Below are 23,929 nucleotides of genomic sequence, written 5' to 3'. Positions count from 1 at the left end.
AGTATTGGCAGAAAATAAATAACTACAAAAACATTTAACTTGCCCAAGTAAGTGTTCCCCTTTTGGGGGTTTAATGGGCTTTAGTAATGAAAGTAACAGACCATATTAAAAAAGCGAACGGAAAAACCTTGTTTTCGTTTGAAATTATACCACCACAAAAAGGGAGAAATATTCAGGAACTCTATGATAACATAGACCCGTTAATGGAATTTAATCCGCCATTTATTGATGTAACTACATCGCGTGAAGAGTATGTGTACATTGATAAGGGCGACGGGCTTTTAGACAGAAAAATTACCCGTATGCGCCCCGGAACGGTTGGTATTTGTGCTTCTATTCAACATAAATACAATGTGGATGCCATACCACACGTATTGTGTGGAGGGTTTACAAAAGAGGAAACCGAATATTTGTTGGTAGATTGTCATTACCTTGGTATTCAAAATGTGATGGCCTTACGAGGTGATGCGATGAGTCATCAAAAATATTTTGAACCTTCAAAAGGAGGTCATCAATTTGCAAGCGATTTGGTGGCTCAAATCCAAAATTTAAATACCGGTAAATATTTACACGATGTTATTGAATCTGAACATAAATCAGACTTTTGTATTGGTGTTGCAGGTTACCCAGAAAAGCACATGGAAGCACCATCGTTGCAATCGGATTTAAAACGCCTTAAAGAAAAAGTAGATGCAGGCGCCGATTATGTGGTAACACAGATGTTTTTCGATAATGAAAAATTCTTTGATTTTGTTGATAAAGTAAAGGAAGCGGGTATTAATGTGCCTATTATTCCGGGTATAAAACCCATAGCAGTTAAACGTCATTTACAATTGTTGCCACAGGTTTTTAAAATAGACTTACCGGAAGCTTTGATAAATGAAGTTGAAAAATGTAAGGACAATGCCCAAGTGCGGGAAGTCGGTATTGAGTGGGCAATCAAACAATCGGAAGAACTCAAAAGAGCTGGTGTCCCTGTGTTACATTACTATTCTATGGGTAAAAGCGATAATATAAAAGCCATCGCATCTAAGTTGTTTTAAATATTACGTTATTTTTGCTCCGTAATTCTTATTATGAGGCATTTTCTTTTGTGCATTTTTTACTTGTATAGTTGTTTTTCTTTTTCACAAGACAAAACGCAAACCTCTTATATGGAGGTTAATTATTTTAAAGGGAATATAGCACTTCACAACAACGATATTTTGCATTTAATAAATGGACATCCCGAAGGTATTATTCTAGCTTGGAATAAAAAAACCTACGGATTTAATGACTGGGAACAGCGTTTTAATTACCCAGATTATGGGGTTTCTTTTATTTACCAAAACCTTAAAAATGAAGTTTTAGGTAACAATGCGGCCCTTTATGCACATTATAATTTTTATTTTTTTAAACGGAATTTAATGTTCCGTATTGGTCAAGGTTTAGGTTACAATGCAAATCCCTATGACAAAGAAAAGAACTTTAAAAATATTGCATTTGGGACTCATTTATTAAGTAGCACTTATATGATGCTCAATTATAAAAAAGAACGCATTTTTCATCATTTTGGGTTACAGGCAGGGCTATCTTTTATCCATTATTCAAACGCCAATATAAAAGCACCTAATGCTAGTATAAATTCCATAACGTTTAATTTGGGAATAATATATAATTTAGACGATGAGGAGCTGGAATTCCAAAATACTTTGGGTGAAAGGGACAAAGTTTTTTCAGAGCCTTTGAAGTATAATTTGGTTTTTAGAACAGGCATTAATGAAAGTGATATCGTGGCAAGTGGTCAATTTCCTTTTTACATCTTTTCGGGGTATGTTGATAAGCGAATCAACAGAAAAAGTGCTTTACAATTGGGAACCGATGTGTTTTTTTCAAACTTTTTAAAAGAATTGATTTTTTATAAAAGTGTCTCATTTCCTGAAGAGGATGTTAGAGGTGATGAAGACTATAAGCGTGTTGGAGTTTTTGCCGGACATGAACTGTTTATAAATAAAACCTCATTGGAAACTCAAGTAGGATATTATGTATATTATCCTTATGATTTTGAAGGGCGAACCTATTTTAGGATTGGGTTAAAACGTTATTTTTCTAAGAAATGGTTTGGAGCCCTAACATTAAAATCACACCTTGCAAAAGCGGAAGCAGTCGAATTTGGTTTAGGTGTAAGATTATGAAAAACGTAATTTACATAGTTTGTTTATTTCTAATAATAGCCTGTGATAGTGAAAGTGCTGTTGATTGTTTTCAAAAATCAGGACCTATTATTCGAAAGGAAATCACCGTTGGAACTTTTAACAAAATTCTGGTCAATCGAGATATCGAATTAATAGTTGAAGAAGGTTTAGAACAAAAGATAATTATTGAAACGGGTAAAAACCTGATGAATGACGTAACTGCCACGGTTATAGATGAGAGATTAACGTTAACCGATCAAAACACCTGTAATTATGTTCGGGATTATGGTATTACCAAAGTGTATATAACCTCACCAAACATTACGGAGATTAGGAGTTCTACCCAGTACACTGTAAGCTCTAAAGGGGTTTTAACGTATCCGAGTTTGCGTATTTTGTCTGAAGATTTTAGCTTACCAAATTCCTTTATTAGTGGTGATTTCAACTTAAAAATTAATAACAATAGTTTTAGTTTGGTGTTTAACGGAATTTCAAATTGTTTTATCTCTGGACAAACCAATAACATGGATATAACCTTCGCAGCAGGCACAAGTCGCTTTGAAGGACGAGATTTAATTGCTCAAAATGTAACGATTTGGAATAGAAGTTCTAATGATATGATAGTAAATCCACAACAATCCATTACGGGTAAAATTTTAGGAACCGGAAATGTCATAGCTGTAAACCAACCACCTCAAGTGAATGTTGAAGAACTATATAAAGGGCGATTAATATTCGAATAGCTTAACGGATTGTTTTGCGATTTCTAATTCTTCGTTTGTAGGAATTACTAATATTTTAACTTTTGACTTTTCCGTATTTACAACCTTAATATTCTCCGATTTTTCCTGATTTTTCTCCTCATCAAGTTCAATTCCTAAATAATTTAAATCGTTACAAACCATTTGTCTCATTAAACTTGAATTTTCTCCAATACCAGCAGTAAAAATTATGGCATCTAATCCATTTAAAACGGCGGTATAACTTCCAATATATTTTTTAATACGGTAAGCATTCATCTGCAGGGCCAGTTGGCATGCTTTATTGCCTTTTTCAGCTTCTTTTTGAATATCTCTTAAATCACTAAATCCTGTTAAACCTAACATTCCACTTTTCTTTTGTAAAATATTGCTTATGTCGTTTAAGCTGTAACCAAGTTTATCGACTAAATAAAAAATTATGGACGAGTCAATATCACCAGAACGTGTTCCCATAATTAATCCATTATTTGGCGAAAACCCTAATGAATGATCCATACTTTTCCCATTCTTAATGGCTGTCATGCTACAACCATTTCCTAAATGGATACTAATTAATTTTGAGCTTTTTAAGGATAAAAATTCAATGGCTTTTTCAGAAACGAATTTGTGGCTTGTACCGTGAAATCCATATAAACGAATGTGATGTTTGTTCGTTAAATCAACAGGGATAGCATAATTATAGGCATATTCTGGAATAGACTGATGAAATGCTGTATCAAAAACAGCTACTTGTTTTGCTTTGGTAAAAATGGCTTCAGCAACTTCAATGCCTTCCAGGTTTGCAGAATTATGTAGCGGTGCTAAACTAGAAAGGGCTTCAATTTTTTCTTTAACCTCTTTTGTGACCTCCGTAGTTTTACTAAAGTAATTTCCACCATGAACCACCCGATGCCCAACAATATCAATAGCATCAGAGGATTTAATTAAGTTATTTTTACTATTTAATAGTTGCTCAGAAACAAGCTCTAGACCTATTTTATGATTTGGAATGGCAGTTACTATTTCAATGGAATTGTTCTTAGATTTAAATGTAAATTTTGCGTCCTCAAAACCAATTCGTTCAATTAAACCAGAACATAAAACAAGTGCTTCTGGCATCGAAAATAATTGAAATTTTAACGACGAACTTCCAGAGTTTAAAACAAGTACTTTCATCTGTTAATATTTAATTGTTTTTAATTGGTCAGATGCCATACCTAGATTATCATATAACTGGGTTAGCAATTTTGTTAATGAGCATTTCATAGTTTAAACGTCTTGGGCTTGAATAGCTGTAATGATAACCGTACTGTAAATATCATCTACGGTACAGCCCCTGCTTAAATCATTAACTGGTTTGTTTAATCCCTGTAAAACAGGGCCAATAGCTAAAGCTCCAGTTTCTCGTTGCACCGCTTTGTAGGTGTTGTTCCCTGTATTTAAATCGGGAAAAATAAGCACACTAGCATGCCCAGCAACTTCAGAATCTGGTAATTTGCTTTTCCCAATGCGCATATCAACTGCCGCATCATACTGAATGGGGCCTTCAATTTTAATATGGGGTGCTTGTTTTTTAACAATTTCAGTAGCTTCTCTAACTTTTTCAACGTCGGCTCCTTTTCCAGAAGCACCAGAGGAATATGAAAGCATGGCTACTTTAGGTTCGATTCCAAAATCCTTAGCGGTTTTAGCTGAGGATATGGCAATTTCTGCTAACTCTACAGCATTTGGATTAGGGTTAATAGCACAGTCTCCAAAAACGGATATTCTATCTTCTAAGCACATAAAGAAAATAGAGGACACTATATTTACACCTGGTTTGGTTTTAATGAATTGAAGTGCAGGTCGAAGCGTGTGTTGCGTGGTATGCACAGCACCAGAAACCATGCCGTCAGCATGTCCTTTATGTATCATCATGGTGCCAAAATACGACACATCTGATATCATATCTCGAGCCATTTCCATGTTTACATTTTTATGTTTTCTTAGCTCATAAAGAGTTTTTACGTAATCATCAAAATGTGGCGATTTTGTTGGTGATACAATGTTTACTTTATTTATGTTAAGTGGAATATCTAGTTTTTCTAAAAGCTCTTTAATTTGGTCTTTTTCACCTAACAATGTGAGTTCTACAACATGTGCATCAATTAATCTGGCGGCTGCTCTTAAAACACGTTCATCATAACCTTCAGGTAAAACAATGTGTTTTTTGTTTTTTAAAGCACGTTGTAACAAATTATATTGGAACATTCTTGGAGTAAAAATATCCGATTCAAAAGTTATTAAATCATTGGAAAGCTTATCCGTATCTACATGTTTTTCAAAGGTTGTTATGGAAGTATTTATTTTTTCTATGTTTTCAGCATATATTTTAGGCTTAATAGTGCCTATACTATTGGTTACAGAATAAGTGCCACCAGCTACGCTTATAATTGGAACAACACTTGAGAGCCCTTCTATTAATTTTAAAATAGGTTCTTCTGGTATAAGACCACCAGTTAAAATAATCCCTGAAATTTTAGGATAGTTCTTCGAGATATTGGCTTGTAGTGCTCCTAATATAATATCAGCTCTATCTCCAGGAGTAATTACTAAAGCATTTTCTTTTAAATAGGTTAAGTAGTTGCGAAGTTGCATAGCGCCAACACTAAAATTTTCTGAGAGATTATTTAGCATATCTTTCCCAAAAAGCACTCTCCCATCTAATGATTTTACAATCTCTTTTATGGTTGGGCTTGATAAACTATGAATAATTGGAATAACAGTAATATCTGTATTTTTAATGCGTTCTTTTAATAAACTTTTTAGGTCTTTTAGGTTTTCTTTATTTACTTTATTGGTCATTATAGAAAGCACATCTACCTCTTGTTTAAAAGTATCAAAAGCTAATTGCACATTATCAACAATGGTTTTAAGATCTCCTTTATCTCCTCTTGTAACAATGATAACAGGAAGCCCTAAGTTTTTTGAAATTAAGAGATTTAAATCTAATTCTATACTAGAATTTTCATGAGAGAAATCTGTACCTTCAACCAAGACAATGTCAAATTGACCTTCTAAGTATTTGTATTTTTTAATAATTTCATCAATAACTTCTCCTGATTTACCCTGGTTGTATAAATTGAGAACTTCATTTCTGGTATAAGCAAAAGACTTTTTATAATTGATATTTATTTCAAAATGTGAAAGTACGGTGCTAATATGATTATCTAATTCACCGTCATCAAGATCATCTATAATAGGTCTGAAATACCCAACCTTTGCCGTTTTGCCCAAAAGCATGCGCATTAAACCAAGAACTACAATAGATTTTCCGCTATTAGGCTCAATGGTTGCTACATAAATTCCTTTACTCATTGCTATTTTTTTGGTTTAATACAAAGATACTTTGTTAACTTTTTTTATTGTTTTAAATGAGAATAATTTTTGAAATAACTTATGGCAAATTTAAGGTCTTCTATTTCTTGTAAAGATGATATTTGTCATGGTTAATATGAAAATGTAAAAACCAAATAAAAATGAAAAATATCTAGGGGTTTTATGAAGTTAGTTCTCTAAAAAGAGATTCTAAACTCGCATTTTTTTGATTAAGTTGAAGAATTTTTAATTGATTGTCATGTGCAAAATCAAATACATGAGAACGCATGTCTTCAGAAGTCTTAAAGGTAATTTCATAAACAAAATCATAAGTATTTACAACGCTTTTTACTTTAGGCAACTTCAATAAGAAAGTATCTTCAACACGATAATCAAACTCAACAATAACGGTTTGTTCTTTTTCATCACGTAAATCTTTCAGTTTTTTATCGGCAACAATTTCTCCTTTATTAATAATAATAACGCGTTCACACATAGCTTCAACTTCCTGCATAATGTGAGTTGAAAGAAATACCGTTTTGGTTTTTCCAATGGTTTTTATCAAATTTCTAATATCTACTAATTGGTTGGGGTCTAATCCCGTGGTAGGTTCATCTAAAATCAAAACATCAGGATCGTGCAACAAGGCATTTGCTAAGCCAACACGTTGGCGATAGCCTTTAGAGAGTTGACCAATTTTTTTATGAGCCTCAGGGGTTAAACCTGTTATTTCAATAACTTCATCGACTCTATTTTTATCAGCCTTATAAATATGGGCATTAAATGAAAGATATTCTTTTACAAACATATCTAAATACAAGGGGTTATGCTCTGGTAAATAACCTACACTTTGTTGAACTTTCTGGGTGTTTTCATTTACATCAAATCCATTTACTTTGGCAATCCCGTCATTGGCACTTAAATACGTAGTTAAAATTTTCATCATGGTTGATTTTCCAGCCCCATTGGGTCCTAAAAAACCAACAATTTCAGGTTTTTCAACCTTGAATGACACATTATTCAATGCTTTTTGATGACCGTAAAGTTTTGAAATTCCTGTTACCTCAATAGACATATTTGAAATTATTTGTTCAAAAATAATTGATTATACAATGTAAAGGAAGTTTTGCTATAAAATCTTTAAAACTTTTAAATAAAGAAAAAAAAAGATTTTATTGTATTTTGATTTCTTAAATAATTAACTACTTTAGCGACATAATTAAGACAATGACAGTACATTATACATATTTTAACAATTGGTTTTATTTCTTTTTTAGTAAAAGGAACGAGACCTTGTATGTATAATTTATAACAATAAATTTAATATGAGTCTCGATGAAAATCGAGACTTTTTTTTGTTCAACAATTGATTGAGTGTATAAAAAATGAATTTGAATTTTGATTAACACAGTAGCCATACAGGGAGTAAAAGGGTCTTTTCATCATATTGTGTCACAGCAATTTTTTGATAAACCCGTTGATGTTATCGAATGTTTAACATTCGATATCGTGGTTGATTCCTTAATTTCAGAATCTTGTGATGCCGCTATTATGGCTTTAGAGAATTCTATTGCAGGTTCCATCATTCCCAATTATGCTTTAATTGATAAATATAAACTGCACATTGTTGGCGAGCATTATTTGGATATTCAGCATAATTTAATGGCGTTGCCAAATCAAAATATATCCGATATTGAAGAAGTCTATTCGCATCCTATGGCACTATTGCAGTGTAAAGAGTTTTTCAAGCTGTACCCTCATATTAAGTTAATTGAAGATAAAGACACTGCTGAAGTGGCCCAACGTATCCACGAAAAGAAATTAAAAGGAATAGGAGCTATTGCCAGTATTATGGCTGCTGAAATTTTTGAATTGGATATTTTGGCACATAGTATTCAAACGATAAAACACAACGAAACCCGTTTCGCCATCGTAAAACGCACTAATTCTGAAGTTCCAGAAAATGAAATCAATAAGGCTTCGGTTAAGTTTGAAACCGACCATAAGCGTGGTAGCTTAGCGGCTATTTTGAATGTTATGAGCGATTGTAAATTGAATTTAACTAAAATTCAATCGTTACCAATAGTGGAAACGCCTTGGAAATATGCCTTTTTTGTGGATGTGACTTTTGAAAAATACATCGATTTTAAAAAAGCAAAATCTATTATTGACATTATGGGTGAAGGCTTTAAAGTATTAGGTGAATATAAAAACGCAAAGCTATGATAGAAGTAGCAAACCGATTGCATACTGTTGAAGAATACTACTTCTCGAAAAAATTACGAGAAGTTAATGTCATGATTGCCAATGGCAAACCTGTCATTAATTTGGGTATAGGAAGTCCTGATTTACAACCACCACAAAAAGTGGTTGATGCCATTGCTGAAAGCTTTAAAAACCCCAATGCACACAAATACCAAAGTTACCAAGGGTTGCCTGAGTTAAGGGATGCTATGGCTAAATTTTACAAGGAGCATTTTTCAGTAAATCTAAGTTCATCAACAGAAATTTTACCCCTCATGGGCAGTAAGGAAGGTATTATGCATATTTCGATGGCATTTCTGAATGAAGGCGATGAAGTTTTGATACCAAATCCTGGTTATCCAACCTATCAGTCGGTTACAAATTTAGTTGGAGCGAAAGGTGTTTTGTATGATTTAAATGAAGCAAATAACTGGCTGCCAGATTTTGATGCTTTAGAAAAATCAGATTTAAGCAAAGTGAAACTCATGTGGGTAAATTACCCGCATATGCCAACTGGAGCCCAGCCAACCAAGTATGTGTTTGAAAAGTTGGTCGCCTTTGCAAAACGCCACAATATTTTAGTGGTTAATGATAATCCATATAGTTTTATTTTAAATGATAACCCCAAAAGCATATTAAGTGTAAAAGGTGCTAAAGAAGTTTGTTTGGAGCTCAATTCGTTGAGTAAAACCTTCAATATGGCAGGCTGGCGGGTTGGTATGGTAGTTGGCGATAGCGAGCTTTTAAACAGTATTTTAAAGGTAAAAAGCAATATGGATTCTGGAATGTTTTTTGGTATTCAAAAAGGGGCTATTGAAGCTTTAAAATGTTCAAAAATGTGGTTTGCAACATTAAACAATGTATACCGGGAACGTAGAAACTTGGTTTGGCAATTGGCCGATGCCTTAAATTGTACTTATGATAAAGAAGCGACAGGATTATTTGTATGGGCAAAATTACCAGCAAATGTAAAATCTGAGGAGTTTATCGATATAATATTGAATGAAAAATATGTTTTCATTACACCGGGAACTATTTTTGGAACCCAAGGAGAGGGTTATATACGCTTTTCTTTATGTGCATCAACCGAAGTTTTAGAAGAGGCAATTACTAGAGTTCAATAACATGAAAAATATATACATCATAGGCGTTGGTTTAATAGGAGGTAGTTTGGCTATCGATATCAAAAAGAATGATCCTGAGACAGTTATTTATGGTATCAGCAGGAAAGAAACCACGCTTGATGAAGCTTTGTCGCTTAAATTAATTGACAAAAAGGCTACAATGGATGATATTGAAAATGCCGATTTAGTTATCATTGCTATTCCTGTAGATGCAACGGTGAAATTGCTACCCAATATTTTAGACAAAATTCCGGAATCTGGTTTGGTAGTCGATGCAGGTTCCACCAAAGTAGACATCTGTAAAGTGGTTGAAAACCACCCAAAACGCAGAAATTTTCTAGCAATGCATCCTATAGCAGGCACCGAATACTCAGGGCCAAGTGCTGCCATTCCAGGTTTGTTTCAAGGAAAAACCAATATTGTTTGTGAAGTGGAAAAAACAACATTCAAACTTCAAGAGAAAGCATTAAAACTGTTTACAGATATCGGCATGCGCATTCGTTATATGAATCCTGAAGCTCATGACAAGCATATTGCATATATGTCGCATTTGTCGCATATCAGTTCGTTTATGTTGGGAAAAACAGTGATTGAAAAAGAAAAAAACGAACGCGACATTTTTGATATGGCGGGAAGTGGTTTCGCATCAACGGTGCGTTTGGCAAAAAGTTCACCAGCTATGTGGACGCCTATTTTCAAACAAAATAAAATTAATGTTATAGAAACTTTGGAAGAGTATATTTCAAACCTTACGCATTTTAAGGAGCTGATGAAACAAGACGATTTTGATGCCATTTTTAACGAAATGGAAAACACCAATCATATAAAAGATATTTTAAAAGGAATTAGTTAAGAGTAAAATTATGGAAAACAAGAAAGAAATGAGAACCTGGTTAGATGATTTAAAATTAGATCATCCTTTGGTAATAGCAGGGCCATGTAGTGCAGAAACTGAAGAACAAGTATTAAAAATTGCACATGACCTAAAAGATACAGATGTTAACTTTTTTAGAGCTGGTATCTGGAAACCAAGAACCCGACCAGGCATGTTTGAAGGCGTAGGTGCGTTGGGTTTAAAATGGTTACAAAAAGTTAAGGCTGAAACCGGTATGAAAATTACTACCGAAGTAGCTAATGCTACCCATGTAAAACTAGCTTTAGAACATGATGTGGATATGTTATGGATTGGAGCGCGCTCTACGGTGAGTCCTTTTATCATGCAAGAAATAGCCGATGCATTGGAAGGTACAGATAAACCAGTTCTGGTAAAGAATCCTGTAAACCCAGATTTAGCTTTATGGTTGGGTGGTATTGAACGGATTTACGCATCGGGCGTTAAAAATATTGGGGCTATTCATAGAGGATTTTCAACCTATGAAAAAACAAAGTACAGAAACAATCCAGAATGGCAATTAGCCATCGAGTTTCAAAATAAATATCCAGATATTCCTTTAATTAATGATCCCTCACATATTACAGGTAAGCGTGATATGATTTTTGATGTATCGCAAACTGCTTTGGATTTGAATTTTGACGGTTTAATGATTGAAACCCATTTTGATCCGGACAATGCATGGAGTGATGCTGCACAGCAAGTAACACCAAAAGCCTTGGTACAAATCATGAAAGATTTAAAAATTAGAAAAGAAACTGATTTAGAAGCAGATTACAACAAATCATTGGATAATTTAAGAGCACAAATAGATGTTGTAGATAATCAAATAATTGAGTTGTTAGGAAAACGCATGAAAGCTGCTGACGGTATTGGAGCACTAAAAAAGTCTAAAAATGTTGCGGTTTTACAATCTAAACGGTGGAACGAAATTTTAGGAAAAATGGTACTGGAAGGCGAACAGAAAGGCTTAAGTGAAGAGTTTATTTTAAAAATGTTTAAAGCCATTCATCAGGAATCCATCAATCATCAGGAGAAGATTATTAATGGATAAAAAAAAGCCTCGCATTGCGAGGCTTTTTTTGTGGAGTAAATTATTGTTTGTTTCTTTTAAAGATAAATCGTGTAATAAAAATGCCCTGTCCATCGCCTTTACCAGCCTCACTTTCTACGGCACTCGTTACAAAAGCCAGTTCCCAACCTTCCTCAATCATAGTATTGATTTTTGATTCAATTAAGGCATCATTGGCAGCAATGTTTTGAAAACGTATACCACCTAAATTATAGAAGTTTAGTAATTTAGTTTCATCAAATTCTTTAACTCTAATTTCGCTTCTGTCAGATTTGTTTCTCGTATTATCTTCCTCTGTTTGAGTACTTGTAAAATCTTTGTAATTTTTTTGTTCATTGGCACTAATCATTCTGGAACGTCCTAATCCGTTTGGCACAATGGACTCTACGGTAGTAACAACTTTATACTCTACTTGGGCCTGAGTTTCAATAAAAGCAAATAATGAAATGCTCAATACAATTAAAATTTTTTTCATGTTGTTGTTGGTTTTTTATATTAAGCTTCTAATATAGCCTTTTTCTTAAAATGAAAAGTTGTTAATTTGCATATAATTATTATTGATGACAGGAAGCGTTTATAAATCTACAGGAAGTTGGTATACTGTAAAAACCGATTTAGGGCATACCTACGAATGTCGCATTAAAGGGAAATTCCGTATTAAAGGCATTAAAAGTACCAACCCCATTGCGGTTGGTGATGTTGTGGATTTTGAATTGGAAACTGATAATGATTTAGAAACTGGGGTCATTTACAACATACATGATCGAACCAATTACATCGTACGCAAATCGGTAAATCTATCGAAACAAACCCACATTATTGCTGCCAATTTAGATCAGGTATTTTTAATGATTACCATTAACAATCCACCAACATTAACCAGTTTCATAGATCGATTTTTAGTAACAGCCGAAGCCTATTCCATAAAAACAGTATTGTTATTCAATAAAATAGATACTTATGATGAGGAGACCTTAAATGAGGTAAAATATTTAGCACATGTTTACAGAAAAATAGGTTATGAGTGCATTGGAGTTTCGGCAAAAACAAGCAAAAATATTGAGAAGGTAAAGGTACTCATGTATGAAAAAACAAGTATGTTTTCAGGGCATTCAGGTGTTGGTAAATCCACTTTGGTTAATGCTATTGAGCCTTCACTAAACTTAAAAACCAAGGAAATTTCAACTTTGCACATGCAAGGGCAGCATACCACCACTTTTGCAGAAATGTTCGATTTAAGTTTTGGTGCCAAAATTATTGACACTCCAGGTATAAAGGGTTTTGGTGTGGTAGATATGGATAAAGAAGAAGTAGGTGATTATTTTCCTGAAATCTTTAAATTGAAACAAAATTGTAAGTTTAATAATTGTTTGCATATTCAAGAACCTAATTGTGCTGTAAAAATGGCATTGGATAATGATGATATTGCTTTTTCGCGTTACCGCAGTTATTTGCAAATTGTAGAAGGTGAAGATGAGCATTACAGAACCGATAACTGGGATAAAGAATGAAAGTAGTTATCCAAAGGGTATCTAAAGCAAGTGTTACTATTGAAGGCACAAAAGTGGCTTCCATTGCAAACGGACTCTTAATCTTTTTAGGAATTGTAAATGATGATGCTCCAAAAGATATTGATTGGCTTTCAAATAAAATAATTAATCTTCGCATTTTTGGAGATGAAAATGGCGTAATGAATCAATCCCTTTTGGAAGTTGAAGGAGACGCTCTTGTGGTTAGTCAGTTTACCTTGCATGCTTTAACCAAAAAGGGAAATCGCCCAAGCTATATTAAAGCAGCAAAACCCGAGGTGGCCATTCCTTTATATGATGCTTTTGTAAAAAAAATGGAAATGGATTTAGGTAAACCCATCCAAACTGGCCAGTTTGGAGCCGATATGAAAGTGGAATTGCTTAATGATGGACCTGTAACTATAATTATTGATACTAAAAATAGAGAATAATGAATATTCAAAACGCCCAAAAAATAGTTGATGATTGGATTAACGAACATGGTGTTCGTTATTTCAACGAGCTTACCAATATGGCACAACTTACCGAGGAAGTTGGTGAAGTGGCTCGTATTATAGCGCGTCGGTATGGCGAACAGAGTGAAAAAGAAAGTGATAAAGATAAAGATTTAGGTGAGGAACTCGCCGATGTACTTTTTGTGATACTGTGTTTGGCAAACCAAACAGGGGTTGATTTGCAAAAAGCATTTGATAAAAGAATGGAAAAGAAAGCAAAGCGCGACCACGATAGGCACCATAATAACCAGAAATTAAAATAATTTATAAGTATATTTGAGCGCTTCTTTTCAGAAGCGTTTTTTAATACTTAATAATGAATATTACTCTTCAAAAATCTAAAATAGCTAAACAATCTTCAGTTCAAATAACGGGCTCTAAAAGTGAATCTAACCGTTTGTTATTACTACAAGCATTATATCCTGAATTCGAACTTAAGAATGTTTCTAATTCTGATGACAGTCATTTAATGACCAAGGCATTAAATTCAACATCCAACATCATTGACATCCATCATGCAGGAACAGCTATGCGATTTTTAACGGCTTATTTCTCTATTCAAGAAGGGCGCGAAGTTATTCTTACGGGCTCCCAACGAATGAAAGAACGCCCCATTAAAATACTTGTTGAGGCGCTTCAAGATTTGGGAGCAGACATTACTTACCAAGCGAATGAAGGATTTCCGCCTATTAGAATTAAAGGAAAAAAACTAACCAAACACCAAGTTTCCTTAAAGGCCAATGTGAGCAGTCAGTATATTTCAGCATTATTATTAATCGCCTCAAAGTTGGAAAATGGTTTAGAGTTAACACTAGAGGGCAACATAACATCCGTTCCCTACATAAACATGACCTTGAGTTTATTGAATGAAACTGGGCTTGAAACCTCATTTGTTGAAAATACAATCACCGTTAAACCACATGTAAAAAGCCTCGAACCAAAAACCTTGGTTGTAGAGTCTGATTGGTCTTCGGCTTCCTATTACTTTAGCATAGTGGCTTTAAGTGATATTGGAACTGAAATTACCTTGACTTCTTACAAAGAAAACTCTTTACAAGGCGATTCGGTTTTAGTTGAAATTTATAAACATTTTGGCGTTGCCACAAAGTTTGAATCCAATACTATAGTATTAACCAAAAAAAACCAAAACCTCGAGCCCAAAGCCTTTAATCTGGTAAATGCACCAGATATTGCACAAACCATAGCAGTTACTTGTTTTGCTCTAGGAATTTCATGTGATTTAACGGGCCTTCACACCCTTAAAATCAAAGAAACCGATAGATTGGTAGCCTTAAAAACCGAAATTGAAAAGTTAGGTGGAGAGGTTAACATCACTGATGAATCACTGCATTTGTCTGCTTCCAAGATAATTAAAGAATCAGTTTCAATTGCAACTTATAACGACCATAGAATGGCTATGGCGTTTGCACCTTTAGCACTTAAAGTCCCTGTTATTATCGAAGATTCTGGAGTGGTTTCAAAATCGTATCCAACCTTTTGGGATGATTTAAAATCTATTGGGTTTGAAATAACCCAATAATAATTAGTCATTTACTTGACAACCCCTATTCTCAGATTGTATATTTGCAGCCTTGTTGTAAAAATTTTAAAAAACTTAATAATACATGAAATTATCACACTTCGGTTTTAATTTACCAGACGAACTATTAGCAGAATACCCAGCAGAGAACAGAGATGAATCTCGCTTAATGGTGTTAGATAGAAAAAAACAAACTATCGAGCATAAAATGTTTAAGGATATTATCAATTATTTTGATGAAGATGATGTTTTAATTTTAAATAACACAAAGGTTTTTCCCGCAAGATTATATGGTAATAAAGAAAAAACTGGTGCAAGAATTGAAGTATTTTTATTAAGAGAATTAAATCAAGAACAACGCCTGTGGGATGTTTTAGTAGATCCAGCTCGTAAAATAAGAATTGGTAACAAACTATATTTTGGTGACGACGATACGTTGGTAGCAGAAGTTATTGATAATACAACCTCTAGAGGCCGTACCCTACGTTTCTTATACGATGGATCCTATAGAGAATTTCGTTTAAAATTAAACGAGTTAGGAGAAACACCACTTCCTAAGTATATAAAAAGAACAGTAGAGCCAGAAGATGAAGAGCGTTATCAAACTATTTACGCTAAAAAAGAAGGTGCTGTAGCGGCTCCAACTGCAGGGCTTCACTTCTCTAAACACCTATTAAAACGTTTAGAAATTAAGGGTATTAATTTTGCAGAAGTAACCTTACACGTTGGTTTAGGTACTTTTAATCCTGTAGAGGTTGAAGACCTATCTAAACATAAAATGGATAGTGAAGAGCTTACTATTGATGAGAAAGCTGTAGAAATAGTAAATAAAGGTATTAAAAACAAAAAACGTGTTTGTGCCGTTGGTACCACCGTAATGCGCGCTATAGAAAGCTCTGTATCTTCAAATGGGATGTTAAATGAAATTGATGGATGGACCAATAAATTCATCTTCCCTCCATATGACTTTAGTATAGCAAATTGTATGATTACCAATTTCCATACACCTAAATCAACCCTTTTAATGATGGTTTCGGCGTTTGCAGGACATGATTTTATAAAACGCGCTTATGATGAAGCTGTGAAAGAAGGTTATAAATTTTACAGTTATGGCGATGCCATGTTAATATTATAAATTTCAAAGCCTCTTTTTTTAGAGGCTTTTTTTATTGTTTAAATTTAAGCTTTGGGCATTTCATTTTGTTCCAAAATGTCGGGCTTTCGGCAGTCGCTTCCCAATTTATAATTGGGAGAGCTTCAACAAATGCCTCAATCCCTAATGCAAATTCAAACGTAATCTCATTATTCCTGAATCAAAATCGTAAATCGGAAATCCTTTCACTATTTTTGCATCACTTATGGCAACAGTTAAAAAAGACATTCGCGCATTAACCAAAGAGCAATTACGAGATTTCTTTGTAAAACAAGGCGATAAAGCTTTTAGAGGTAATCAAGTTTACGAATGGCTTTGGCAAAAATCTGCACACACTTTTGAAGATATGACCAATATTTCAAAAGAAACACGGCAAATGCTAGAAGATAATTTTGTTATCAATCATATAAAGGTTGATACTATGCAACGCAGCAATGACGGTACCATAAAAAATGCGGTAAGGTTACACGACGGTTTAATAGTAGAATCTGTTTTAATACCAACCGCTACCAGAAGTACCGCTTGTGTTTCAAGTCAAGTAGGTTGCAGTTTAGATTGTAAATTCTGTGCCACAGCACGTTTAAAGCGCATGCGAAATCTAAACCCCGATGAAATTTATGATCAAGTGGTAGCTATTGATAATGAAAGTAGGCTTTATTTTAACAGACCGCTAAGTAATATTGTTTTTATGGGTATGGGCGAGCCACTTATGAATTACAATAACGTTTTAAAAGCCATTGATAAGATTACCTCTGACGAGGGTTTAGGGATGTCACCAAAGCGAATAACCGTTTCAACATCAGGGGTTCCAAAAATGATTAAGAAAATGGCTGATGATGCTGTTAAATTTAATTTAGCAGTATCACTACACTCGGCCATCGATGAAGTTCGAACTTCCATAATGCCATTTAATGACAACTTTCCTTTAGATGATTTAAGAGAATCACTTGAATATTGGTACCAAAAAACAAAACGAAAAATAAGTTACGAATATGTGGTTTGGAAAGGTATAAATGATAGCCAAAAAGACATTGATGCCCTAGTTAACTTTTGTAAATATGTTCCTTGTAAAGTAAATATTATAGAGTATAACCCTATTGATGATGGTGAGTTTCAGCAAGCAAATAATGAAGCTTTAGAGCATTATATTAATACATTAGAGAAAAATAGAATTGTAGTTAATGTTCGTAGAAGTAGAGGCAAAGATATTGATGCTGCTTGTGGGCAATTGGCTAATAAAAGCTAACTTTAATTAGTGAAAATAGTAGAACAAATAAAGCAACCTATAGCATACGAAATGGATCTTTTCGAACAAAAGTTCCAGCTTTCTATGTCCAGCAAAGTCGCTTTACTTAATAGAATTACGCACTATATAGTAAACCGCAAGGGCAAACAAATGCGACCAATGTTTGTGTTTTTAGTGGCTAAAATGGTTTCAAATGGCGAGGTGAGTGAGCGCACCTATAGAGGCGCCTCAGTTATTGAACTCATTCATACAGCAACTTTAGTTCACGACGACGTTGTTGATGATAGTAACCGAAGACGTGGATTCTTTTCTATAAATGCGCTTTGGAAAAATAAAATAGCCGTTCTCATTGGCGATTTTTTACTCTCAAAAGGACTTTTGTTATCTATTGACAATAATGATTTTGATTTGCTAAAAATAATTTCAATTGCTGTTAGGGAGATGAGTGAGGGCGAGTTACTTCAAATTGAAAAAGCCCGTAAACTTGATATCACGGAAGCGGTATATTACGAAATTATCAGGCAAAAAACGGCCACTTTAATTGCTGCTTGTTGCAGTCTAGGGGCCGCATCTGTAAAACCAGAATCCCAACATGTGGAAATCATGCGAAAATTTGGAGAACTTATAGGTATGGCGTTTCAAATTAAAGACGATTTATTTGATTATACCGATGACCAAATTGGAAAACCAACTGGTATCGATATCAAAGAGCAAAAAATGACCTTACCTTTGATTTATGTCTTAAATCAAGCTTCAAAAAATGATAAAAGTTGGTTGATTAATTCAATTAAAAACCATAACAAAGATTCTAAGCGTGTAAAGGAAGTGATTGCATATGTAAAAAATCATGGTGGTTTAGAGTATGCCATTAAAAAAATGAAAGAATTTCAAGAAGAAGCTATCGAAATTCTTAAAACTTATCCAGAATCAGACTTTAAAAAATCACTCATACTTATGGTAAATTATGTGATTGATAGGAAGAAGTAGTTTTCTTAGTGCCAGTGAAAAATTATTTTTTGTAATATAATTAAACCTATTTTTGTCATTTAATTTTAAATAAATGCAACAAACTACAAATACCATTTTGATGGTTCGTCCGGTGAGTTTTAGGATGAATGAGCAAACCGCTGTGAACAATTATTTCCAAGAGGATTTAGATATAAAAAATAAAGAAATTAATCTTCTTGCACAGAAAGAATTTGATGTGTTTGTAGAAAAACTGAGAGCTATTGGCGTTCATGTGATTGTTGTGAATGATATTAAAGAAACGGATACACCGGATTCAATTTTTCCAAATAATTGGGTGTCTTTTCATGAAAATGGCAATGTAGGGCTATACCCTATGTTTGCTAAAAATAGACGTTTAGAACGCAGGGAAGATATTCTTGAAACCATTGAGGAAGAGGGCTTTTTGATTAATAATATAATTGATTATACTAGTGCTGAGGAAGAAGGTTTTTTTCTTGAAGGAACAGGGAGTATAATTTTAGATAGAATCCATAGAAAAGCATATTGTGCTTTATCGGCAAGAGCAGATGAAGATTTATTTATTGAATTTTGTGAAGATTTTGAATTTACGCCTGTAATTTTTGGAGCTTACCAAACGGTGGATGGTTTACGGAAACCTATTTACCATACCAATGTCATGATGTGCTTAGGCAAGTCTTTTGTAGTCATTTGTTTAAGTTCTATTGATGATAAAAAAGAACGTAAAAATGTGGTGTCACATTTAAAAGAGGATGGTAAAGAAATCATCGATATTACAGAAGCGCAAATGAATCATTTCGCTGGTAATATGTTGGAAGTTAAAGGAGCTGATAATACGAGTTATTTGATAATGAGTCAAGCGGCATATGACTCTTTAACAGATAAGCAAATAAAATCTTTAGAGAAGCATGCAAAAATAGTATTTAGCTCTCTGGAGACCATCGAAACCTGTGGTGGTGGAAGTGCACGTTGTATGATGGCTGAAATATTTTTACCAAAACGGGAATTTTAAATTTAACGCTTTCAACTAATTCATGGCACAGACAATCATTTTTTGTAGCAATACACCTGAAGTGAAAGGTAAGGCCCTATTTAAATACTAGGATGGTCTGGATTTTGGCAACTGTACATAAAATGTACTGCCCACACCTTGGGTACTTTCTACCCAAATTTTACCTTTGTTAAGTTCTACCAATTCTTTACAAATAGAGAGGCCCAAGCCAGTACCCTTTTCATTGTTAGTACCCATGGTAGTAAAAGAAATGTTTTTGAAAAGTTTTTCAATATTTGGTTTGGAAATACCTATACCTGTATCTGCTACAGTGATAATACAACTGCCGTTGCTAATATGGTTTGATATGGTTATTTTATCCCCAGATTTACTGAATTTTAAGGCATTGGCTAGTAAATTTTGTATAACAATTTCGATCATACTCCTATCTGCATAGGCAAAGTCTCTTAATGTGTGATCTACTATTTTAATATTTTTACTTTGTGCTCGTTGTTCAATGAGCTTTAATTTTTCTTCAAAAACCTCTTGAATATCAAATAATGTAGGGTTGGCTTCTAAAGATTGCATTTGGGATTTCGACCAATTAAGCAAATTGAACAATAATAGTGAAGCGTTATTCGCATTCTCACTTAATTCAGGAATTAAATTATCAAACTCCTCTCTAGATAAAGACCCATCTTTTAATAAATCTATAAAGCCATTAATAGAGGAAAGAGAGTCTTTTAAATCGTGTGAAACTATAGAGAAGAGTTTGTCTTTTACATTGTTTACATTTTCAAGATGCTTGGTTTGCTCTAAAAATGCTTTATTTTGTAATTCTATTTTTATGTTTTTCTCCTCAAGTTCTTGCACGTATTTAATATTGCTATTACGCTTTAAATACACTAAAATTAAAAACGTAGAAACCATGGCTAGAGCACCAAGGAGGCCATAAAAAATAAGCTTGAATTTATTAAGTCTATCATTAGCATCTGAAAGGTCAGTAAGCGTTTCCAGTTCGTTATTTGAAGGGCTATTGACTTTGTCAAAGCTAGTGTCTATATCAAGTTGGTTTTGGTAATTAGGATTGGTATTAACAGAGACTTGATTTTTATTTAGGCTTTCGTTAAGTTGATAATATTCTCGTTGCCAGATAAAAGCTCGATCATAGCGATTTCTGGTAGAGTCTAGTGTCTTCATTAAATCGTAGTGCCTTAATAACTCTTTTTTGTCGTTTAAGCTTTTGGCTATTTCTCCAGCTTCCAATAATTGCTTTTCAGCAATAACCAATCGGTTTTGTTGTATGTTTAAATCTCCCAGATTATTTAAGACAATTAATAAATCTGCCTTATCATCTTTGCGAATATTGATATTGTAACCTTGAATTAGATATTTTGATGCTTTATCATAATCACGAAACTTTAAATACTCACCTCCTAGTTTTGGATATATTTTTCCGCGAACAGAATCGTTTTTTGATTCATTACTTACTAAAACTTTTTCATAATAATCAATAGCTTTTCTATGTTCTTTTTTTCTAGAATAAAGTTCAGCAAGTTTGACGCTAGATTCATTAATTCCGGCAACATCATTTAATTTATCCTGAATTTCTAATGCTTTTGAATAAAATTCGATGGCTTTTTCTTCGGCATTAATATTAAAATAGGCTTTGGCCAGGGTACTGTAAGCCAATTCCAGTTCGTTTATTAAATTTCTATTTTCTAATACGTTAATAGCCGAAAGGGAATATTGAAGTCCTCTGGTGTAATTTCCTCTTTGTATTTCAATTAAACCAATACTGCTATTCACTTTTGCAACATTAAGTGTGTCTTTAAGCGATTGGAATAATGCTTTAGATTTTTTATAACCACTTATGGCATTTATGTAATCGCCTTTTTGGGCATAAATTAAGGCTTTGTAGAAAGTGATTTCTGCGATACCTTTTTTATATTTTATAGTGTTTGAAAGCTTTTCACTTTCAATAATATATTTCAAGGCTCTATCGTATTCCTTAACTTTAAAAAGTGATTTAATAAGTTCTAAGGAGGTTTCTATTTTTAGACTATCCTGATTTTCAAAAGCAAGTTCTAGGGTGAGGCTATCTATCTCATTGGTTTGGGAAAAACCAGTGAAAATCGATAAATTCATAAATAATAAAATAATTATTCTCCTCATATAACATTTAAATTACAAGCACATAATAAAGCATTTACCAATGGTATCTTCTAGTTGAGGGAAACTAAGATGCTTTATTAGATTGTAATTATTTGTTAGTGTTACTTTTATCCAAGTGAATGGATTTATTAATAGCTTTACCAAGCAAATGTTGGAAAAAGCAACTTCAAAATCTAATTTCTGCGTCTTAATACCAATAAATTAGATAAAATGACTCATGAAAAATCTCTTAAAAATCGACGAATAGACAAACGGTAAAAATCATAGAAAAACAGCGTTTTTATCGATGAAATGTGTCTTCTTTTTAATCTTAGTTTATATTATTAAAACTCCTTACTTGCCATAAATTAAACAATCAAGCTTTTGCTAATTAATGGTAATACATAAAAAACTTGTTATCTTTGCAAGCCTATAAAAACCTGGAAAATGAATCTTGAGGATATATTATCAAATTACGTTAAACAAGCAGTAAAATCAAGTTTTAATGTAGAATTAGAAGCAGTGGAATTTCAAGCGACCAGAAAAGAGTTTCCAGGAGATATTACAGTGGTTATTTTCCCAATGTTGCGCTTCATTAAAGGCAATCCAGTTATAGTTGGTGAAACTATAGGAAATTATTTAGTTGAAAAAGTAACGAGTGTTCAGGCATTTAATGTTGTTAAAGGCTTTTTGAATATTGAAATAAGCGATTCTCATTACCTGGATTTTTTCAATAAAAACAAAAACAACAAAACTTTTGGTCTGAATTCTCCCAAGGATGATGAAAAGGCCGTTATGGTTGAGTATTCCTCACCTAATACCAATAAACCATTGCATTTGGGTCACATAAGAAACAATCTTTTAGGGTATAGTGTTGCCGAAATATTAAAGGCTTCAGGCAAAAAGGTTTACAAAACCCAAATTATAAACGACAGAGGCATTCATATTTGTAAAAGTATGTTGGCCTGGAAACGTTATGGAAATGGGGAAACACCAAATGGCACAGGTTTAAAAGGTGATAAATTGGTTGGTAATTACTATGTAAAGTTTGACCAAGAGTATAAAAAAGAAATCCAAGATTTGATAGCTGAAGGTAATGCAGAGGAAGAAGCTAAAAAAAATGCACCTATTCTGTTGGAGGCTCAAAGAATGCTACAAAAATGGGAATCAGGAGATGAAGAAACCGTCGCGCTTTGGAAGATGATGAATGGTTGGGTTTATGAAGGGTTTAACGAGACTTATAAAAATTTGGGAGTTGATTTCGATACACTTTATTATGAAAGTGATACCTATTTATTAGGAAAAGAATTTGTTTCCGAAGGTTTAAAATCTGGTGTTTTTATAAAGGAAGAAGATGGCTCGGTTTGGTGTGATTTAACCGAAGATGGACTCGATAAAAAAATAGTACAGCGTGCCGATGGTACTGCGGTATATATGACGCAAGATATTGGCACAGCCATTCAACGTATCAAGGACTTTCCAGATGTAGGCGGTATGGTTTATACCGTAGGTAACGAGCAAGATTATCACTTTCAAGTATTGTTTTTAATTTTGAAGAAATTAGGCTTTGATTGGGCAAAAAATCTTTACCATTTAAGTTATGGTATGGTTGATTTACCTAGTGGGAAAATGAAGAGTAGAGAAGGAACCGTTGTAGATGCCGATGATTTAATTGCGGATATGGCATCAACAGCCGAAGAAATATCGAATGAATTAGGGAAATTGGATGGTTACTCAGATGGTGAGAAGAAAGAGCTTTACAAAATCATTGGTTTAGGTGCTTTAAAATATTACATCTTAAAAGTAGATCCCAAAAAGAGAATCTTATTCGACCCAAAAGAATCTATTGATTTTCAAGGGAATACAGGTCCTTTCATACAATATACTTATGCTAGAATTCAAGCGATTTTACGAAAAACAGATTTAGATGCCATTTCTTCCAAAATTATTACTGAAATGTCTCTGCATCCAAAGGAAAAAGAATTGATAAAACAAATTCAATTGTTTCCGGACGTGGTTCAAAATGCTGCGGAAAACCACAGTCCAGCATTAATAGCAAATTATACTTATGACTTGGTTAAAGAATTTAATTCGTTCTACCAGAATGTATCTATTCTTGGAGCTGATAATGAAGAAGATAAGACCTTAAGAGTGCAACTTTCAAATATGGTAGCAAATACCATAAAAAATAGTTTTAGCCTATTGGGAATTAATGTTCCTGAGCGTATGTAA

21 protein-coding genes are annotated in these 23,929 nt (G+C 33.5%); 16 read left to right on the top strand and 5 right to left on the bottom strand.

All coding sequences use genetic code 11. The features are described 5' to 3' along the window. Positions 1-86 precede the first annotated feature (86 nt). Genes metF through ABD963_RS00325 form a run of 3 tightly spaced genes read left to right on the top strand, consistent with a single transcriptional unit; the run spans position 87 to position 2,917 of the window. Complete coding sequence (gene metF, locus ABD963_RS00335; RefSeq protein ID WP_345274947.1) at positions 87-1,043, top strand: methylenetetrahydrofolate reductase [NAD(P)H]; 957 nt, start codon at positions 87-89, stop codon at positions 1,041-1,043. Positions 1,044-1,076: 33 nt separating this feature from the next. After that, a complete protein-coding gene (locus ABD963_RS00330) occupies positions 1,077-2,174 on the top strand; it encodes an acyloxyacyl hydrolase (RefSeq protein ID WP_345274946.1) in 1,098 nt (365 codons plus the stop codon). After that, a complete protein-coding gene (locus ABD963_RS00325) occupies positions 2,171-2,917 on the top strand; it encodes a head GIN domain-containing protein (RefSeq protein ID WP_345274945.1) in 747 nt (248 codons plus the stop codon). The genes ABD963_RS00330 and ABD963_RS00325 overlap by 4 nt, the downstream gene beginning before the upstream one ends. On the opposite strand, the gene ABD963_RS00320 is transcribed toward ABD963_RS00325, so the two are convergent. The 3 genes from ABD963_RS00320 to gldA all read right to left on the bottom strand — a co-directional run bounded on the left by ABD963_RS00320 (position 2,903) and on the right by gldA (position 7,346). Continuing rightward, positions 2,903-4,090 carry an acetate/propionate family kinase gene (locus ABD963_RS00320; RefSeq protein WP_345274944.1) on the bottom strand — a complete coding sequence of 396 codons (1,188 nt, stop codon included), beginning with the start codon at positions 4,088-4,090 and terminating at the stop codon, positions 2,903-2,905. The two genes, ABD963_RS00325 and ABD963_RS00320, sit on opposite strands and share 15 nt — an antisense overlap. 93 nt (positions 4,091-4,183) lie before the next feature. Further along, the gene (gene pta, locus ABD963_RS00315) at positions 4,184-6,271 is read right to left on the bottom strand and encodes a phosphate acetyltransferase (RefSeq protein WP_345274943.1); all 2,088 of its coding nucleotides are present in this window, start codon (positions 6,269-6,271) and stop codon (positions 4,184-4,186) included. A gap of 181 nt (positions 6,272-6,452) precedes the next feature. Next, positions 6,453-7,346: a gliding motility-associated ABC transporter ATP-binding subunit GldA gene (gene gldA, locus ABD963_RS00310; RefSeq protein WP_345274942.1), complete on the bottom strand. Its 894-nt coding sequence runs from the start codon at positions 7,344-7,346 to the stop codon at positions 6,453-6,455. Positions 7,347-7,669: 323 nt separating this feature from the next. Here gldA and ABD963_RS00305 point away from each other — a divergent pair, with 323 nt between their 5' ends. The 4 genes from ABD963_RS00305 to ABD963_RS00290 are packed head-to-tail and all read left to right on the top strand — an operon-like array spanning position 7,670 to position 11,585. Continuing rightward, on the top strand, positions 7,670-8,497 hold the full coding sequence (locus ABD963_RS00305) for a prephenate dehydratase (protein ID WP_345274941.1): 828 nt from the start codon (positions 7,670-7,672) through the stop codon (positions 8,495-8,497). Next, positions 8,494-9,639 (top strand): pyridoxal phosphate-dependent aminotransferase, encoded by a 1,146-nt coding sequence (locus ABD963_RS00300; RefSeq protein ID WP_345274940.1) that lies wholly within the window; start codon positions 8,494-8,496, stop codon positions 9,637-9,639. Before ABD963_RS00305 ends, ABD963_RS00300 begins: the two co-directional genes overlap by 4 nt. Before the next feature lies 1 nt (position 9,640). Then, entirely contained in the window at positions 9,641-10,492 is an 852-nt protein-coding gene (locus ABD963_RS00295) for a prephenate dehydrogenase (RefSeq protein WP_345274939.1), read from the top strand. Positions 10,493-10,502: 10 nt separating this feature from the next. Next, the gene (locus tag ABD963_RS00290) at positions 10,503-11,585 is read left to right on the top strand and encodes a chorismate mutase (protein ID WP_345274938.1); all 1,083 of its coding nucleotides are present in this window, start codon (positions 10,503-10,505) and stop codon (positions 11,583-11,585) included. Positions 11,586-11,625: 40 nt separating this feature from the next. Here ABD963_RS00290 and ABD963_RS00285 read toward each other — a convergent pair whose 3' ends face one another. Then, entirely contained in the window at positions 11,626-12,078 is a 453-nt protein-coding gene (locus ABD963_RS00285) for a hypothetical protein (protein ID WP_345274937.1), read from the bottom strand. A gap of 85 nt (positions 12,079-12,163) precedes the next feature. Between ABD963_RS00285 and rsgA the strand changes: the two genes are divergently transcribed. The 8 genes from rsgA to ctlX all read left to right on the top strand — a co-directional run bounded on the left by rsgA (position 12,164) and on the right by ctlX (position 19,564). Beyond that, complete coding sequence (gene rsgA / locus ABD963_RS00280) at positions 12,164-13,114, top strand: ribosome small subunit-dependent GTPase A (protein ID WP_345274936.1); 951 nt, start codon at positions 12,164-12,166, stop codon at positions 13,112-13,114. After that, positions 13,111-13,563 carry a D-aminoacyl-tRNA deacylase gene (gene dtd, locus ABD963_RS00275; protein WP_345274935.1) on the top strand — a complete coding sequence of 151 codons (453 nt, stop codon included), beginning with the start codon at positions 13,111-13,113 and terminating at the stop codon, positions 13,561-13,563. Before rsgA ends, dtd begins: the two co-directional genes overlap by 4 nt. Then, positions 13,563-13,889: a nucleotide pyrophosphohydrolase gene (locus ABD963_RS00270; RefSeq protein WP_345274934.1), complete on the top strand. Its 327-nt coding sequence runs from the start codon at positions 13,563-13,565 to the stop codon at positions 13,887-13,889. The genes dtd and ABD963_RS00270 overlap by 1 nt, the downstream gene beginning before the upstream one ends. Positions 13,890-13,942: 53 nt before the next feature. Then, a complete protein-coding gene (locus ABD963_RS00265; RefSeq protein ID WP_345274933.1) occupies positions 13,943-15,166 on the top strand; it encodes a 3-phosphoshikimate 1-carboxyvinyltransferase in 1,224 nt (407 codons plus the stop codon). An 85-nt stretch (positions 15,167-15,251) separates the two neighbouring features. Next, positions 15,252-16,301 (top strand): tRNA preQ1(34) S-adenosylmethionine ribosyltransferase-isomerase QueA, encoded by a 1,050-nt coding sequence (gene queA, locus ABD963_RS00260; RefSeq protein ID WP_345274932.1) that lies wholly within the window; start codon positions 15,252-15,254, stop codon positions 16,299-16,301. Between the two features lie 223 nt (positions 16,302-16,524). Further along, a complete protein-coding gene (rlmN, locus tag ABD963_RS00255) occupies positions 16,525-17,565 on the top strand; it encodes a dual-specificity RNA methyltransferase RlmN (RefSeq protein ID WP_345274931.1) in 1,041 nt (346 codons plus the stop codon). A 9-nt stretch (positions 17,566-17,574) separates the two neighbouring features. Continuing rightward, positions 17,575-18,552 carry a polyprenyl synthetase family protein gene (locus ABD963_RS00250; RefSeq protein WP_345274930.1) on the top strand — a complete coding sequence of 326 codons (978 nt, stop codon included), beginning with the start codon at positions 17,575-17,577 and terminating at the stop codon, positions 18,550-18,552. Positions 18,553-18,625: 73 nt separating this feature from the next. Then, positions 18,626-19,564: a citrulline utilization hydrolase CtlX gene (gene ctlX / locus ABD963_RS00245; protein ID WP_345274929.1), complete on the top strand. Its 939-nt coding sequence runs from the start codon at positions 18,626-18,628 to the stop codon at positions 19,562-19,564. 87 nt (positions 19,565-19,651) lie between these two features. On the opposite strand, the gene ABD963_RS00240 is transcribed toward ctlX, so the two are convergent. Continuing rightward, positions 19,652-21,691, bottom strand: a complete 2,040-nt coding sequence (locus tag ABD963_RS00240; RefSeq protein ID WP_345274928.1) for a tetratricopeptide repeat-containing sensor histidine kinase — start codon at positions 21,689-21,691, stop codon at positions 19,652-19,654. Positions 21,692-22,144: 453 nt separating this feature from the next. Between ABD963_RS00240 and argS the strand changes: the two genes are divergently transcribed. After that, positions 22,145-23,929: an arginine--tRNA ligase gene (argS, locus tag ABD963_RS00235; RefSeq protein WP_345274927.1), complete on the top strand. Its 1,785-nt coding sequence runs from the start codon at positions 22,145-22,147 to the stop codon at positions 23,927-23,929.

The organism is Litoribaculum gwangyangense (assembly GCF_039543505.1).
GTDB lineage: Bacteria > Bacteroidota > Bacteroidia > Flavobacteriales > Flavobacteriaceae > Litoribaculum > Litoribaculum gwangyangense.
This window is presented reverse-complemented; position numbering and strand designations above follow the sequence as displayed.